Origin of the sequence: Streptomyces sp. NPDC059994 (genome assembly GCF_042737755.1) — a bacterium.
GTDB lineage: Bacteria > Actinomycetota > Actinomycetes > Streptomycetales > Streptomycetaceae > Streptomyces.
Window position 1 is genome coordinate 64,085 of the sequence record NZ_JBHWUR010000028.1, and the last position, 13,625, is coordinate 77,709.

The 13,625-nt window shown below is 71.3% G+C and carries 14 protein-coding genes; 10 read left to right on the forward strand and 4 right to left on the reverse strand.

Annotated features, from left to right (window positions below; all coding sequences use genetic code 11):
• Positions 1–68: 68 nt before the first annotated feature.
• A complete protein-coding gene (locus ACFWA7_RS16885; RefSeq protein ID WP_385537957.1) occupies positions 69–365 on the forward strand; it encodes a DUF4229 domain-containing protein in 297 nt (98 codons plus the stop codon).
• 130 nt (positions 366–495) lie between these two features.
• Positions 496–1,119 carry a TetR/AcrR family transcriptional regulator gene (locus ACFWA7_RS16890; protein WP_385537959.1) on the forward strand — a complete coding sequence of 208 codons (624 nt, stop codon included), beginning with the start codon at positions 496–498 and terminating at the stop codon, positions 1,117–1,119.
• Positions 1,120–1,279: 160 nt separating this feature from the next.
• Here ACFWA7_RS16890 and ACFWA7_RS16895 read toward each other — a convergent pair whose 3' ends face one another.
• Positions 1,280–3,745 (reverse strand): ricin-type beta-trefoil lectin domain protein, encoded by a 2,466-nt coding sequence (locus ACFWA7_RS16895; protein WP_385823597.1) that lies wholly within the window; start codon positions 3,743–3,745, stop codon positions 1,280–1,282.
• A gap of 41 nt (positions 3,746–3,786) precedes the next feature.
• Between ACFWA7_RS16895 and ACFWA7_RS16900 the strand changes: the two genes are divergently transcribed.
• The 3 genes from ACFWA7_RS16900 to ACFWA7_RS16910 all read left to right on the forward strand — a co-directional run bounded on the left by ACFWA7_RS16900 (position 3,787) and on the right by ACFWA7_RS16910 (position 5,163).
• Positions 3,787–4,044 (forward strand): hypothetical protein, encoded by a 258-nt coding sequence (locus ACFWA7_RS16900; protein WP_385823599.1) that lies wholly within the window; start codon positions 3,787–3,789, stop codon positions 4,042–4,044.
• Positions 4,041–4,403, forward strand: a complete 363-nt coding sequence (locus tag ACFWA7_RS16905; RefSeq protein WP_385823601.1) for a hypothetical protein — start codon at positions 4,041–4,043, stop codon at positions 4,401–4,403. The genes ACFWA7_RS16900 and ACFWA7_RS16905 overlap by 4 nt, the downstream gene beginning before the upstream one ends.
• A gap of 322 nt (positions 4,404–4,725) precedes the next feature.
• A complete protein-coding gene (locus ACFWA7_RS16910) occupies positions 4,726–5,163 on the forward strand; it encodes an RICIN domain-containing protein (protein ID WP_385537970.1) in 438 nt (145 codons plus the stop codon).
• A 67-nt stretch (positions 5,164–5,230) separates the two neighbouring features.
• On the opposite strand, the gene ACFWA7_RS16915 is transcribed toward ACFWA7_RS16910, so the two are convergent.
• Complete coding sequence (locus tag ACFWA7_RS16915) at positions 5,231–6,133, reverse strand: GlxA family transcriptional regulator (protein WP_385538082.1); 903 nt, start codon at positions 6,131–6,133, stop codon at positions 5,231–5,233.
• A 137-nt stretch (positions 6,134–6,270) separates the two neighbouring features.
• Here ACFWA7_RS16915 and ACFWA7_RS16920 point away from each other — a divergent pair, with 137 nt between their 5' ends.
• Positions 6,271–6,864 carry an MBL fold metallo-hydrolase gene (locus ACFWA7_RS16920; RefSeq protein ID WP_385537973.1) on the forward strand — a complete coding sequence of 198 codons (594 nt, stop codon included), beginning with the start codon at positions 6,271–6,273 and terminating at the stop codon, positions 6,862–6,864.
• Positions 6,865–7,154: 290 nt separating this feature from the next.
• Here ACFWA7_RS16920 and ACFWA7_RS16925 read toward each other — a convergent pair whose 3' ends face one another.
• Entirely contained in the window at positions 7,155–7,358 is a 204-nt protein-coding gene (locus ACFWA7_RS16925) for a cold-shock protein (protein WP_006347360.1), read from the reverse strand.
• A gap of 262 nt (positions 7,359–7,620) precedes the next feature.
• Between ACFWA7_RS16925 and ACFWA7_RS16930 the strand changes: the two genes are divergently transcribed.
• Complete coding sequence (locus ACFWA7_RS16930; protein WP_385537976.1) at positions 7,621–8,469, forward strand: menaquinone biosynthetic enzyme MqnA/MqnD family protein; 849 nt, start codon at positions 7,621–7,623, stop codon at positions 8,467–8,469.
• Positions 8,470–8,487: 18 nt separating this feature from the next.
• Here the strand turns inward: ACFWA7_RS16930 and ACFWA7_RS16935 are convergent, their stop codons facing one another.
• Positions 8,488–9,540 (reverse strand): alpha/beta hydrolase, encoded by a 1,053-nt coding sequence (locus tag ACFWA7_RS16935; protein WP_385823604.1) that lies wholly within the window; start codon positions 9,538–9,540, stop codon positions 8,488–8,490.
• A gap of 199 nt (positions 9,541–9,739) precedes the next feature.
• Between ACFWA7_RS16935 and ACFWA7_RS16940 the strand changes: the two genes are divergently transcribed.
• The 3 genes from ACFWA7_RS16940 to ACFWA7_RS16950 all read left to right on the forward strand — a co-directional run bounded on the left by ACFWA7_RS16940 (position 9,740) and on the right by ACFWA7_RS16950 (position 13,515).
• Positions 9,740–11,512 carry a serine/threonine-protein kinase gene (locus ACFWA7_RS16940; protein WP_385823606.1) on the forward strand — a complete coding sequence of 591 codons (1,773 nt, stop codon included), beginning with the start codon at positions 9,740–9,742 and terminating at the stop codon, positions 11,510–11,512.
• A gap of 187 nt (positions 11,513–11,699) precedes the next feature.
• Positions 11,700–12,899, forward strand: a complete 1,200-nt coding sequence (mqnC, locus tag ACFWA7_RS16945) for a cyclic dehypoxanthinyl futalosine synthase (protein ID WP_385537985.1) — start codon at positions 11,700–11,702, stop codon at positions 12,897–12,899.
• 43 nt (positions 12,900–12,942) lie between these two features.
• Positions 12,943–13,515 (forward strand): hypothetical protein, encoded by a 573-nt coding sequence (locus ACFWA7_RS16950; RefSeq protein WP_385823608.1) that lies wholly within the window; start codon positions 12,943–12,945, stop codon positions 13,513–13,515.
• Positions 13,516–13,625 lie beyond the last annotated feature (110 nt).

The following is a 13,625-nucleotide window of genomic DNA, read 5'->3' on the forward strand; positions in this document are numbered from 1 at the left end:
GAATTGATCAAATAACGGGCGTGCTTCACTGGTCGGGCAGGATCGCCGTACGAGAGAGAAGGTCAGCCGTGAACATCGCCAAGCCGAGCGCAACCGTCCGGTACACCGCGATGCGCGTCGCCGTCTTCGTCGGCTGCCTGGTGTTCGTCGCCGCACTGGTCCACTTCGGGGCCATGCCCGCCGGTCTCGGGGACGCCAACGTGATCTGGGTCGTCCTGCTCGCCCTGGTCCTCTCCGCGCCGCTCAGCTTCGTCCTGCTGCGCAAGCAGCGCGACGAGATGTCCGCGCAGATCGTCACCAAGGTCGAGTCGGCGAAGGCCCGCCTGGAGGCGAACCGCAGCCAGGAGGACGGCGCGGTCCGGTAACCGCCCCGCACGTACCCTTGCCCGGGAGCAGGACAGCGGCCCGGGAGGATACGGACTGATGGATGCGGGTGGGGATTCGGATCCGGCTTCGGGTCCGGCTTCGGGTTCGGCTTCGGGGAAGCCCCGGCGGATGCCGCGGGCCGTGCGCGAACAGCAGATGCTGGACGCGGCCGTACGCACCTTCGCCCGGCTCGGGTACCGGGCCGCCTCGATGGACGGGATAGCCGAGCTGGCCGGAGTCTCCAAGCCGCTCGTCTACCTCTATCTGAACTCCAAGGAAGACCTCTTCACCGCCGTGATCCGGCGGGAGGCCCACGCGCTCGTGGAGGCCGTACGGGCCGGGGTCGAGCCGGCACTGCCCGCCGACGCCCAGCTGTGGTCCGGGCTGCGGGCCTTCTTCGCCCACACCGCCGAACACCCCGACGGCTGGGCGGTACTCCACCACCAGGCACGCACCCACGGCGAGCCGTTCGCCGCCCAGGTCGCGGTGATGCGCGAGGAGATCGTCACGTTCGTGACCGCCCTGATAGCCGCGGCGGCCCGGGAGGCCCACGGCGTCGGGGAGCTGGCGACCCGGGATGTGGCAGGCCTCGCCCAGGCCCTGGTGGGCGCGGCGGAGTCGCTGGCGGGCTGGGCCAACGAGACGGAGGGGGTCTCGGCGAAGGAGGCGGCGGGGACGCTGATGAACTTCGCCTGGGCGGGCCTCGGAAACCTCATGCGGGGCGACCGCTGGTCGCCGTCCGCTTCTACCTAGCTGTGGGCATGCGTGCCGCCAGGGGCTGCGGGTCCCCCCTGTTCCTCAAGAGCTCGGGGGAGGGCGGGCACGCGGCCTACCCGTCCCCGGGCTCCCCTGCATACGTCTGTGCCCGCACCCCGGCGGACCGGGAAGCGGGCACAGTTCCGTACGAACGGGTCTAGAACAGCCCCACCAGATCCTGCACCAGCGCCGCGTCCCCCACGATCGACGACGTGCCGTGCGCGGTCGCCGTACCCGGGTAGAAGCGCAGGCCCCCCGGTGCCGCCTTGAAGACCGCCCAGAAGTCCGGGGCCTCCTGGCCCGTCGTCGGGACGAACTTCAGATACGTGCCGGTGTCGACGACCGTTCCCTGTGCGTTGCCCGCACTCGCGAAGAACGGGATGTTCGTCGACTGCCAGGCGTTCGGGCCGTAGACGGTCCGGGCGCCGGTGCCGTACGTGGTGTTGCCCGAGGTGTCCGTGGCGCGGGTGCCCGGGTACAGGTACAGCTTGCCGTAGTCGGCGCTCGCCGGGTCCGTGGTGACGTGGCGGCCGAGCAGGTCGGGGACGCCGTCGCCGTTGACGTCACCGGGGGCGGTGAAGTCGAAGCGGTCCCAGGAGGTGAAGCCGAACTGCTTGGCGGGGAGCAGCTTGTACGAGCCGGGCTCGGCCGCGAGCGGGCCCTCGGCCGTGCCGGAGTACAGCCACATCCCCTCGCCCTCCCGGACGACGAGGTCGGCGCCGGGCATGCCGTCGGCGTCGCCCGGGGCGAGGATCTGGCCGGTGCCCGCCCAGGTGCCCGGGACCGTCCAGTCCTGGGTCGCGTCGCCGTCGCACGTGAGGATCTGCGCGGCCGTGCCCTTCACCGCCGCGCCGCCCGCCACATCCAGGCAGCGGCCGGAGCCCTGGTTGAGCAGGGAGCCGTCGCCGCGGTCGAGCCACTGCTGGGCGGGGCTGCCGTCGCAGTCGGCCAGCTGGACGGGCGAGGCGAGGTCGGTGCCCGCGGCCGCCGCGCACTTGCCGAGCACCTTCAGGGCGCCGCCGGTGAGCTGGAAGTCCTGCGCGGTGGTGGCGTTGCAGGTGTAGATCTGGAGCGGGGTGCCGTTGGCGGTGCTCGCCGACTTCACGCCGAGGCAGAGTCCGCCGGGGCCGGTCAGCGGGCCGTTGTCCTTGCCGGTGGGGCGCAGCAGTTCCTTGCGCAGGCCGGTGACCGGCACCCCGTTGCCGTCGCCGGGGTACAGGTACAGCTTGTTGCCGATCTTGGCGAAGAAGTCCTCGTACCCGTCCATCGTCTGGCCGTCGGTGGCGGCGATGACGTCGCCCCGGTGGGCGAGGCGCGCGCCGTTCCAGCCGCCCGAGGCGATGGTGCGCGCCGTCTTCAGGGTGCCGTCGCCCTTGCCGCCGAGCAGCCGCAGGGTGCCGTCGGAGGCGGTGGCCAGCAGGTCCGGCTGCCCGTCGCCGTCGAGGTCGCCCGCCAGGTCGCCGTGGACCCGCCCGGCCGCGTCGTGCACGAACGCGGGCCGGTCGGTGACGATCAGGGTGGAGTCGGTCGGGGCCGAACCGCCGTCGTACGCCGAGGTGTTGCCCGCCTTGTCGTACGCCTCCACGTGCAGCTTGTTGTTGGGCCACAGGCTCGGCTTGACGGTCACCGTGGCGGTGCCGTCGGCGCCCGCCTTCACATACGTACCGCTGGGGCACTTGAGGTTCGAGACGGACAGCGGCTGGTTGAGCGCGTAGCAGAATCCGTCGATGCCGCTGCCGCTGCCGCTGCCGCTGCCGCCGTCGGCGTCGGTGGAGGCGAACCTGACCGTACGGTCGGTGCGCGCGGGCACCTCGGCCACGTCCAGGGCGTGGCCGTCGGTGGCGGTGACGGTGGGCTTGGCGGGCGCGGTCTCGTCCACGCCGAAGCTGCAGCTCGTGGTCCACGCCGAGGTGTCCAGGCCGTCACGGGACTGGACGGACCAGGTGTAGCGCTTGCCGGTGGTGAGCAGTGAGCCGTCGATCCGGGCCTGGGCGGTGCCGCCCGCGGTCACCGTCGAGGTGGGCGATGCGACCACCGCGCCCGTGTCGTGGTCCTTCAGCTGGAAGGCGCCGGTGATCTGGCCGCCCTCCGGGTCGGAGATCTTCGCGGTGAGGGTGAGGCCGGTGTTGCCGACGACCGGGAACGCGGCCGGGTCGGTGGCGCAGGCGACCTGCACGAGCCCGCTCGCGCCGGGCGCCCAGGAGCCCTGATAGGCGGCCGAGGAGTCCACCTTCGGCGCGGAGTTGTACGTGATCTCCAGGCTCGGGTCGTTCTGGAACTTCTTCCAGCTCTGCTCGTTGCCCTCGAAGTCCTGGCGCGAGCGCAGGCCCAGCGTCATGTCGTTGTCGCCGGCGTCCGCGACCGCCTGCACCGCGGTCTTGACCGTGGCGGCGTCGAAGTCCTCGCCGGCGGCGGCGCACTGGGTCGAGGACCAGCCATGGGCGAACGTCTTCTCCTGGAGGGTCTGCTTCCAGGCGGGCTGGTTGTTCCAGGTGGTGGAGGAGGAGATGGGGCCGGTGAGGCCGAGCTCCACCGGGGTCTTGGTGCACGACCACGAGTAGCTGTCGACGACGTTGAACTTGGCCGAGATGATCTTCGACCCGGCCAGGCCCTTGGTGTTCATTCCACTCGAACTCGTCCAAGCTGGACCTGGGCATAGCGGGGGTGAACAGCTTGATGCCGCTGTTCTCGGTCGACACACATGTGACGATCGCGGCCAACAAGGGCTCGGTGACCGTGACCCGGAAGGGCGATCACTACCCCGACATGGAGGTCGTCCAGTACCGTCGGTCGCAGCCGCCGCAGGTCGTCGCGCACGACCGGATGGACAACGTCTCCGGTCTGGACTCGATGCCCTGGTACGGCAACAAGGACATGCGGTACTGGAACTCCGCCCAATGCCTGAAGGACCCGCCGAAGTGACCCAGGCACCCTCGTTCCCGAGATGCGCGGCTCGCTATGTGCCGCTCTGCGCGGCCGGCTGGTTCCTGGCCATGGCGCTCACGCCTCGCGGGGCGCTGTCCTTCGGGGAGCAGCTGGCGGACGGTGTGAACCTGATGCTGTTCGTGGCGGCGGTCTCGATGTTCCTGCTGCTCCTCCTGGGCGTGCTCAAGAGGTACGGAACACCAGGGGGATTCCGCACGGCGGCGGTCTTCCTGCTGCTCATGCCGGTGCTGCCGCTGGCACTGGGCGGCGGTGGAGCGCTGTTCGGCATCATGCTCCTCACGCAGGTGGTCTTCGCGACGGCGGTCATGCCGAAGCCGGAGCTGCCGGCGGTGTAGCAGGTGGCCGAGTGAGTGAGGGGCCCGGTGCCGAAAAGGCGGCCGGGCCCCTCTTCGTTTCGGAAGGCCGCATGCGGCCGAAGAGGTTCCAGGGCGCCAGTAATTCCGCTTGTGGCCCTTGACGGCGACGAGCTCGTGTTTTCCGAAAACGAGAAAGAATATCCGGCCAGCAGGGCCGGAAATACGGGGGTGAACGGCACGCCACCCCGGCCATCCTGAATTGCGCGGTACGACGTGAAGTCCCCGTTACGGGACGGACGGATGCCACCTAGGTTGGGCCTCGCTCGATCAAAGCCGTCCCCTTGTTCACCCAGGAGGATTCATGGCAGCCGAGTTCCTCACCCACGGCACGTATGCGATCAAGAACGCCGCGTACCAGGACCGCGTGATGGATGTGCGCGACAACCGCACCGAGCCCAACACGCCGATCATCGGCTACAGCTACCACAAGGGCGAGAACCAGCAGTGGGAGGTTGAGCTGTTCCCCGGCAACCTCTACCAGCTCAAGAGCAAGCTCACCTCAGGCGGCGCCCAGATCTTCTTCGCGCAGAGCATCATCCGGATCTACCCGCCGCTGATCGCCACCCAGCCGTACGGCCAGCAGTGGTCGATCGAGCCGGTCGGCGACAACCTGTTCCGGATTCACTTCCCGTACATGGACGCCGTGGCAACGCTGCCTGACGAGAAGGAGAAGACCCAGCTCATCATGGAGCCGTGGGAAGGCCGCGAAAATCAGAAGTGGCGCTTCGAGAACGTCTGATCCTGACGGCTCGAATGGAACGGCGGCTGCGCCGGCTGACAAAGTCGGCGCAGCCGCTTTTTTTGTTTTACCGCGTGAACGAGCGGCGGTAGGAGCGGGGCGGTACTCCCCGGCGCCGTACGAACTGCTCGCGCAGTACGGCGGCGCTCCCGTAGCCGACCCGGCGGGCGATCTCCTCGACCGGCAGCTCCGTGGTCTCCAGGAGCTCCTCGGCGCTGCTCAGGCGCAGGCCCCGCAGCCAGGCGTGCGGGGTGGTGCCGGTCGCGGCGGTGAAGCGGCGGGCGAAGGACCGTTTGCTCATCAGGGCGCGCCGGGCCAGTTCCGCGACCGGAAGCGGTTCGTGGAGGTGTGCTCGGGCCCAGGCGAGGACCTCGGAGAGCCGCTCGTCCTGGCAGTCCTCGGGGACGGGGGCGGCCAGGTACTGGGCCTGCCCGCCCTCGCGGTGGGAGGGCAGCACCATGTCCCGGGCGACGGCGTTGGCCATCGCGGCTCCGTACTCCCGCCGCAGCAGGTGCAGGCAGAGGTCGAAGCCCGCGGCGGCTCCCGCGCCCGTGATCACCCGTCCCTCGTCGATGTAGAGGGCGTCGGGCTCGACGGTGACGTCCGGGTGGCGGCGGGCCAGGAGTTCGGCGAACCGCCAGTGGGTGGTGGCCCGCCGGCCGTCGAGCAGCCCGGCGGCGGCGAGCGCGAAGGTGCCGACGCAGTGGGCCGCGACGAGGGCGCCGCGCCCGTGTGCGGCCGAGAGCGCGCCGAGTACGGCGGGGGCGGGCGGCGTACGGAACTCCGCCCCCGGAAGGGCGATCACCAGATCCGCGGCGGCGAGCCGGTCCAGGCCGTGCGCGATGGCGAGCGGGACGCCGAGGTCGGTGGGGACCGGCCCGGGCCGGTCGGCGCACAGGGCGAAGTCGAAGCCGGGCACCGCCTCCCCGTGCGGGCCGAACACCTCGCTCACGATGCCCACGGCGAGCATGCCGACTCCTGGCGGGACGTACGCGGCGACGGTGGTGAAGGGCGGCACGGGAGCAGTCTGGCAGGTGGCACGAATCCTGCGATCACCGGCAGCCGTGCCACTCGCGGGCGGCCGCCCCGCCCGGAAGGATCAAGGCCATGACAGACGCACCGCTCGGCCGAAGCGCCGTATACACCGTCCTGACCACCGGCTACGTCGGCTCCACCGGCCCCGGGGTCGCCGCCACCGTCTCGTACGTGAGGGACGGCGACCGGCACGTGGTCTTCGACCCGGGCATGGTGGCGAGCCGCGACGACATCCTCGGCCCGCTCGCCGAAATGGGGCTCGGCCCCGACGACATCACCGACGTGGTGCTCAGCCACCACCACCCGGACAACACCATGAACGTGGGCCTGTTCGGCCGGGCCCGGGTGCACGACCACAAGGTGGAGTACCAGGGCGACCAGTGGCGGAACCGGGACGCGGAGGGCTATGAACTCACCCCGTCGCTACGGCTGATCCGCACCCCCGGACACAGCCCCGAGGACATCACGCTGCTCGCGGGCACGGACTCGGGCGTGGTGGCGTTCGCCGGCGACCTGTGGTGGCACGCGGAGGGCCCGGCGGACGACCCGGTGGCCCCGGACCGCGAGGTGCTGCGCGCCTCCCGGCTGCGGGTGCTGGCCGCCGCGGACCTGATCGTGCCGGGCCACGGCGGCCCCTTCGTGCCCGACGCGACCGTGCCGCGCTGAGCGGCGGCAGCCGCGGCGGCGCCGGACGGGGACGGCTGGGCTGCACACCGGCGGCCTGGGCGCCCTGGACGAGGACTCCACGGCCGGGAGCGGGGTGCTCACACCCACCCGGCAGGTCCGCCGCGGGGCGGTGACCGAACGGTACGCGCAAGAGAGGGAACGACTGTACGAGAACGCCCCGAGGGCCCAGGCCCGAGGCCGGAGAAAGGCAGGAGCCCTGTTCCGTACGTCGCCGTACGGAACAGGGCTCCTTGGGTACTGCTGGTCAGCGATCGCGCCGACCCGGGCAACTAGGCCGGGGTGACGTTCTCCGCCTGCGGGCCCTTCGGACCCTGCGTGACGTCGAAGTTCACGACCTGGTTCTCCTCAAGGGAGCGGAACCCGGCCGCGTTGATCGCGGAGTAGTGGACGAAGACATCCGGGCCGCCGCCGTCCTGGGCGATGAAGCCGAAGCCCTTTTCAGCGTTGAACCACTTGACGGTTCCGGTAGCCATAAGCCCTCCTTGGGCCAAAGGGTTGCCCTGCTCCAGAACCTGCTAAGAAGTCTGAAAACTACAAAAGCCTGCGGGTTACATGCTCCGCAGGCTCTGTACTGCAAGGGAAACCAAACTGCAACTTGCGAGGAGCGTAGCACGCAGTATCGGGGCTGCGGTAGAGGGAAAAAGATCACGTCACCCGGACGTTTGACGGGCCCTCGACGCGCTGACGAACCTACCCGCCGTAGCTGGACAAAACGGACAGGTCTAGTCTCGCGATGTGGACCAAACAACCACCCGGCCACGGGTCGGGCACATCCAGTTCCTCAACTGTCTGCCGCTCTACTGGGGGCTCGCCCGCACCGGCACCCTGCTGGATCTGGAGCTCACCAAGGACAGCCCCGAGAAGCTGAGCGAACAGCTCGTCCGGGGCGATCTGGACATCGCTCCGGTCACCCTCGTGGAGTTCCTGCGCAACGCCGACGAACTGGTGGCCTTCCCCGACCTCGCGGTCGGCTGCGACGGGCCGGTCATGTCCTGCGTGATCGTCTCGCAGCTGCCGCTGGAGCGGCTCGACGGCGCCCGGGTGGCGCTCGGCTCCACCTCGCGCACCTCCGTACGCCTGGCGCAGCTGCTGCTCTCCGAGCGGTTCGGGGTCGAGCCCGACTACTACACGTGCCCGCCCGACCTCGGCCTGATGATGCAGGAGGCGGACGCGGCGGTGCTGATCGGGGACGCCGCGCTGCGCGCCTCGCTGCACGACGCCCCGCGCCTGGGCCTCCAGGTCCACGACCTGGGGTCCATGTGGAAGGAGTGGACGGGCCTGCCGTTCGTCTTCGCCGTGTGGGCGACCCGCAGGGACTACCTGGCCCGCGAGCCCGAGGTCGTACGCGAGGTCCACGAGGCGTTCCTCGCCTCCCGCGACCTCTCCCTGGAGGAGGTCACCAAGGTCGCCGAGCAGGCCGCCCGCTGGGAGGTCTTCGACGCGGAGCTCCTGGAGCGCTACTTCACGACGCTGGACTTCCGCTTCGGCGCCGAGCAGCTGAAGGGCGTACGGGAGTTCGCCCGCAGGACCGGGCCGACCACCGGGTTCCCGGCGGACGTCGCGGTGGAGCTGCTCACCCGCTAGGGCCTGTCCGGGCGGGCGTCAGGGCGACGGGATCGGGGCCTGGAGCCGGCTGCTGATCCACTGCATGGTCCCGTCGCCCATCCCCTTGATGTACGTGTGGGCGTTGTGCTTGCCGCCCTGGATCACCTGGAGATGGGTCTTCACCGGGCCCTTGCCGTACTTGGCGATGAAGCCGTTCAGGTTCGCCATGCCGCCCTCCTTGGTGCCTATCTGGAAGGCGAGGTCGACCTCGGGGCCGTTCTTGTCTATCAGGTCCTGGGCGAGCTTCTCCGGGTTGTTCGCCTGCTTCTCGGCCTCGTGGCCGGCCCACAGCGGGGAGTCCGGCACGGTGTCGGGGCCCGAGGCGATCACGGCCTTGAACTGGTCGGGGCGCTTGAGCACCGACTTCAGGCCGACGAACCCGCCGGAGGAGGAGCCCATGAACGCCCAGCCGTCGCGGGATTTGAAGGTGCGGAAGTTCGCCTTCACGAAGTCCGGCACGTCCTCGGTCATCCAGGTGCCCATCTTGGGGTGGCCCGGTATGTCACTGCCGTCGTAGTAGTACTTCGCGTCCGGGTTGAGGACCGGCATCACCACGACGAACGGAACGCCCTTGCCCGCCTTGGACCACTCGGTGATGCTGCTCTGCAGCTTGAGGTCGGTGCCCATCCAGTAGTTCTTGGGGTAGCCGTTGCCGCCCGGCAGGGCGATGAGCACCGGGAAACCGCTCTTGGCGTACTTGGGGTCGAAGTACTGCTTCGGCGCCCAGACCCACACCTTGCCGGTGAAGCCCGACTTCTTGCCGTGCAGCGTGGTCACGCCGATCTTGGTGCCGTCCTCCAGCGTGTTCTGCGTGGAGAACTGCGCCTTCGGGCCGGTCGGCAGCAGGGTCTTGGACACGACCTTGGAGGTCTTCTCGTCCCGCGCCTTGTCCTGCCCGGGGTCGGCGGCGCCGCTGCCCCTGGGCGCGGGCGTCGACGAGGCGCCCGGGTTGTCGAAGCTCACCGGCTCGCCCTCGTCGGAGCAGCCGGAGACCAGCGCGACCGAGCCGAGGACAGCGGCGGCTATCAGTGCGGTGGTACGGCGATTCATGCGGTGCTCCGAGATGTCTGGGGCATTTAACGGCCAACTGTGAGGTTTCCCGTGCGAACTCCGCAGAGAGAGACGACCGGTCGTTCGATTCGGTTCGCCGTCGTACGTCCCGGATCCGGCCCGGCCGGGCGATCCGGCGCACGTCACGCTCTACCCTGCTGTCGACCGTACGTGACGGCATGGGGGAAGGCAGATCGCGATGCAGCCGCTCGAAGCCGGCGAACCGCGCACCATCGGCTCCTACCGGCTGCTCGGCAGACTCGGCGCGGGCGGCATGGGCCGCGTCTATCTGGGCCGCAGCGCCGGGGGCCGAACGGTCGCCGTGAAGGTGGTCCACCCGCACTTCGCCCTCGACGAACAGTTCCGCGCCCGGTTCCGCCACGAGGTGGAGGCGGCCCGCCGGGTCGGCGGCGCCTGGACCGCGCCGGTCCTGGACGCCGACCCCGGGGCGGCGGTGCCCTGGGTCGCCACCGGCTATGTGGCGGGCCCCTCGCTGGCCCAGGCCGTCACCGCGCACGGGCCGCTGCCCGAGCACGCGGTGCGCGCACTCGGCGCCGGGCTCGCGGAGGCGCTGGCGGCGGTGCACGCGCTCGGGCTCGTCCACCGCGATGTGAAGCCCTCCAACGTGCTGCTCACCCTCGACGGCCCCCGGCTGATCGACTTCGGCATCGCCCGCGCCACGGACGGCACGGCCTCGCTCACCGCCTCCGGCGTCTCGATCGGCTCGCCGGGCTATATGTCGCCCGAGCAGATCCTCGGCAAGGGCGTCACCGGCGCCGCCGACGTCTTCTCCCTCGGCGCGGTCCTGGCGTACGCGGCGACGGGCGCGCCCCCGTTCCCGGGCGACTCCTCCGCCGCGCTGCTCTACAAGGTGGTGCACGAGGAGCCCGAGCTGGGCGCGCGGCTCGACGGGGAGCTGCGGGCGGCGGTGGACGCGTGCCTCGCCAAGACGGCGGCGGCCCGCCCCGCCCCCGCCGAACTCGCCCGGCGGCTCGCCCCGGACGGCGCGGCCGCCCTGGTCGCGGGCGGCTGGCTGCCGGGGGCGCTGGTGGAGGAGGTCAGCCGGTCGGCGGTACGCCTGCTCGACCTGGAACCGGAGGCGCCGGACGCGGAGGCATCGGGCCCGGTGGCGTTCACCAGCCCCGCGGTGGGGGTGTTCGGGCCGCCGGACGCGTCTTACGGGGCGGGCGCGGGGGCTGTGGAGGGCTCGTACGGATCCGGGGCGCACGGCTCGTACGCGTACGGCGATGGGCCCGGCAGTACGGGCGGCAGTACGGGCGGCAGTACCGGGCCGGTCGCCGATGCCGTGCCCGGGCCGCGTGCGCCCGGGCCGCCCGCCGCCCAGCCCCGAGTCTCGCTCTCCCTCGGCACGGCCGTCGAGCGGGGCGAGCGGGGCCGGGGGCGGCGGGTGAGCTGCACGGTCGCGCTGGCTGTGGCGGGGGCGGTGGCGGCCGCGACGGTCGGTGGCGCGTTCCTCTTCGACCTGATGCCGGGCAGCGGCGGCGACCAGAAGCACGACTCGGCGGCGTCGCCGCCGAGCAGGCCGAGCGCCTCGGCGGACCCGGGCACGGGTGCGACGGGCGGCCCGGCGGTGTCGGAGGTGCCGCAGGCGTTCCTCGGTACCTGGAAGGGCCCGATGACGGAGTCCACGACCGGGCAGCCGCACGGCGATCTGACGGCGGTGTTCACGGCGGGCGGCACCGGCAAGGACGTCCTCCGTACCTCCTCCAGGATCAGCGTCCTGGGGACGACCGTGGAGTGCTTCGGGGTGGCGAAGCTGGTCTCCGCCGCGGCGCGGCGCGTGACGGTCGAGGAGCGCACCGACCCGGCGCGCGAGGGTACGGCGGGCCTGTGCACCAGCGGCACGGCCGTCCTGGTCTTCACCCGCAACGCGGACGGCACGCTCAAGTACGAGTCGCGGGAGGCGGGCGCGGGCAAGCCGTACGCGACGCTGGTCAAGGAGACGGGCTGACCGACGCGGGGCTCGGCCGGGGCGCCGGCGGAGCGTTTGGCGGAGCTTTTGGCGGAGCGGGGAAAGGCGCGCGTGCGGCCCGGACCGGCGCGCGGCCGCCGGCCCCGGCCCCCGGGCCGAAGCCGGGGCACCCCGCTGGCGTAGGCTGGCTCGGTCCGTCCGCAACCCTGCCGAAAGGGACACCCCGGTGACTGAGAAGGCCGACCTTCAGTCCGTCCTCGACCGTGCCGCCGCGGGTGGACGCATCACCCCCGAAGAGGCGCTCGACCTCTACCGCTCGGCGCCGCTGCACGCGCTGGGCACCGCCGCCGACGCGGTGCGCCGCCGCCGGTACGCCGGGACCGAGCACATCGCCACGTACATCATCGAGCGCAACATCAACTACACGAACGTGTGTGTCACGGCGTGCAAGTTCTGCGCCTTCTACGCGGCCCCCAAGGACACCAAGAAGGGCTGGACGCGCGACCTCGACGACATCCTGCGCCGCTGCGCGGAGACCGTCGAGCTGGGCGGCACCCAGATCATGTTCCAGGGCGGCCACCACCCGGACTACGGCGTCGAGTACTACGAGAAGCACTTCAGCGCCATCAAGCAGGCCTACCCGCAGCTGGTCATCCACTCCCTCGGCGCCTCCGAGGTCGAGCACATGGCCAAGATCTCCGGGGTCTCCGTCGAGGAGGCGATCCAGCGCATCCACGCCGCCGGTCTCGACTCCTTCGCGGGCGCCGGCGCCGAGCTGCTGCCCGAGCGGCCGCGCAAGGCGATCGCCCCGCTCAAGGAGAGCGGCGAGCGGTGGCTGGAGATCATGGAGGCCGCGCACCGGCTGGGCGTCGAGTCGACGTCCACCATGCTCATGGGCACCGGCGAGACCAACGCGGAGCGCATCGAGCACCTCCGGATGATCCGCGACGTACAGGACCGGACGGGCGGCTTCCGCGCGTTCATCCCGTACACCTACCAGCCCGAGAACAACCATCTGAAGGGCCGGACGCAGGCGAGCGTCTTCGAGTACCTGCGGATGATCGCGGTCGCGCGCCTGTTCCTCGACAACGTCGCGCACATCCAGGGCTCCTGGCTCACCGTCGGCAAGGAGGCGGGCCAGCTGTCGCTGCACTACGGCGCGGACGACCTCGGCTCGATCATGCTGGAGGAGAACGTCGTCTCCTCGGCGGGCGCCAAGCACCGCTCCAACCGCATGGAGATCATCGACCTGATCCGCAAGGCGGGCCGCGTCCCGGCGCAGCGCGCCACGACGTACGAGCACCTGCTCGTCCACGACGACCCGGCGAACGACCCGGTCGACGAGCGCGTCATGTCGCACATCTCGTCCACCGCGATCGAGGGCGGCACGGCCCACCCCGAGCTGAAGCTGCTCGCGTCCAACTGACGCGGCTGACACGACCGACGCGACTCACACGACTGATACGCCGGTGCTGACGATTCACGCCCCCGCCGTGGGCGACGCGGTCGTGGTCGAGGGCGCGCTGGTGGCCGCGATCGGGCCGTACGAGGAGCTGGCGGCGGCGTACCCGCGGGCGCGGGTGCGCCAGTGGCCGGGGGTGCTGCTGCCCGGCCTGGTCAATCCGTACGGGCCGGAGCTCCTGGAACAGGCGTACCACCCGGACCCGCGCGAGGCCGACGAGCTCGGGGCCGAGCCGCTCCTGGACCCGGCGTTCCCCGTGGACGAGGCGCGCCGGGGGGCGAGTGCTCGGCGGGGGGTGCAGCGGATGCTGGCGCATGGGGTGGTGGCGGTGGCGGGCGAGCTTCGGTCGCGGCCGGTGGTGGAGGCGGTGCGGCGGTCGGGGGTTTCGGTGCTGCCCGGGTCCGCCCGGTCCGGGACGCCGTCCCTCGGCGCGGGGGCCCTGTTGCCGCCCCTTCGGGTGGGCGGGCCCGCTACGTTCGCGGTCTTCGACGTACGGGACGAGGTGGAGCTGGCGGAGCGGGGCGCGGCCACGTGCGTGGCGACGGTGCTGGACGGTCGGCTCGTGTACCGAGCGCGTTGATTTGCTCCACCCCACCCCTTCCCGAAACTCTCCGAGGGCTGTCGTTCGTCTGCGGGCCGTGCTGGGTTGCTCGCGCAGTTCCCCGCGCCCCTGGGTGGTCAGGGGCGCGG

What these genes read in the sequence shown, in the direction of transcription:
- ACFWA7_RS16920 (WP_385537973.1), top strand. Translation starts at nt 6,271, where the DNA reads ATGACAGACGCACCGCTCGGCCGAAGCGCCGTATACACCGTCCTGACC.
- ACFWA7_RS16910 (WP_385537970.1), top strand. Translation starts at nt 4,726, where the DNA reads ATGGCAGCCGAGTTCCTCACCCACGGCACGTATGCGATCAAGAACGCC.
- ACFWA7_RS16890 (WP_385537959.1), top strand. Translation starts at nt 496, where the DNA reads ATGCCGCGGGCCGTGCGCGAACAGCAGATGCTGGACGCGGCCGTACGC.
- ACFWA7_RS16895 (WP_385823597.1), bottom strand. Translation starts at nt 3,745, where the DNA reads ATGAACACCAAGGGCCTGGCCGGGTCGAAGATCATCTCGGCCAAGTTC.
- ACFWA7_RS16940 (WP_385823606.1), top strand. Translation starts at nt 9,740, where the DNA reads ATGCAGCCGCTCGAAGCCGGCGAACCGCGCACCATCGGCTCCTACCGG.
- ACFWA7_RS16915 (WP_385538082.1), bottom strand. Translation starts at nt 6,133, where the DNA reads ATGCTCGCCGTGGGCATCGTGAGCGAGGTGTTCGGCCCGCACGGGGAG.
- ACFWA7_RS16925 (WP_006347360.1), bottom strand. Translation starts at nt 7,358, where the DNA reads ATGGCTACCGGAACCGTCAAGTGGTTCAACGCTGAAAAGGGCTTCGGC.
- ACFWA7_RS16935 (WP_385823604.1), bottom strand. Translation starts at nt 9,540, where the DNA reads ATGAATCGCCGTACCACCGCACTGATAGCCGCCGCTGTCCTCGGCTCG.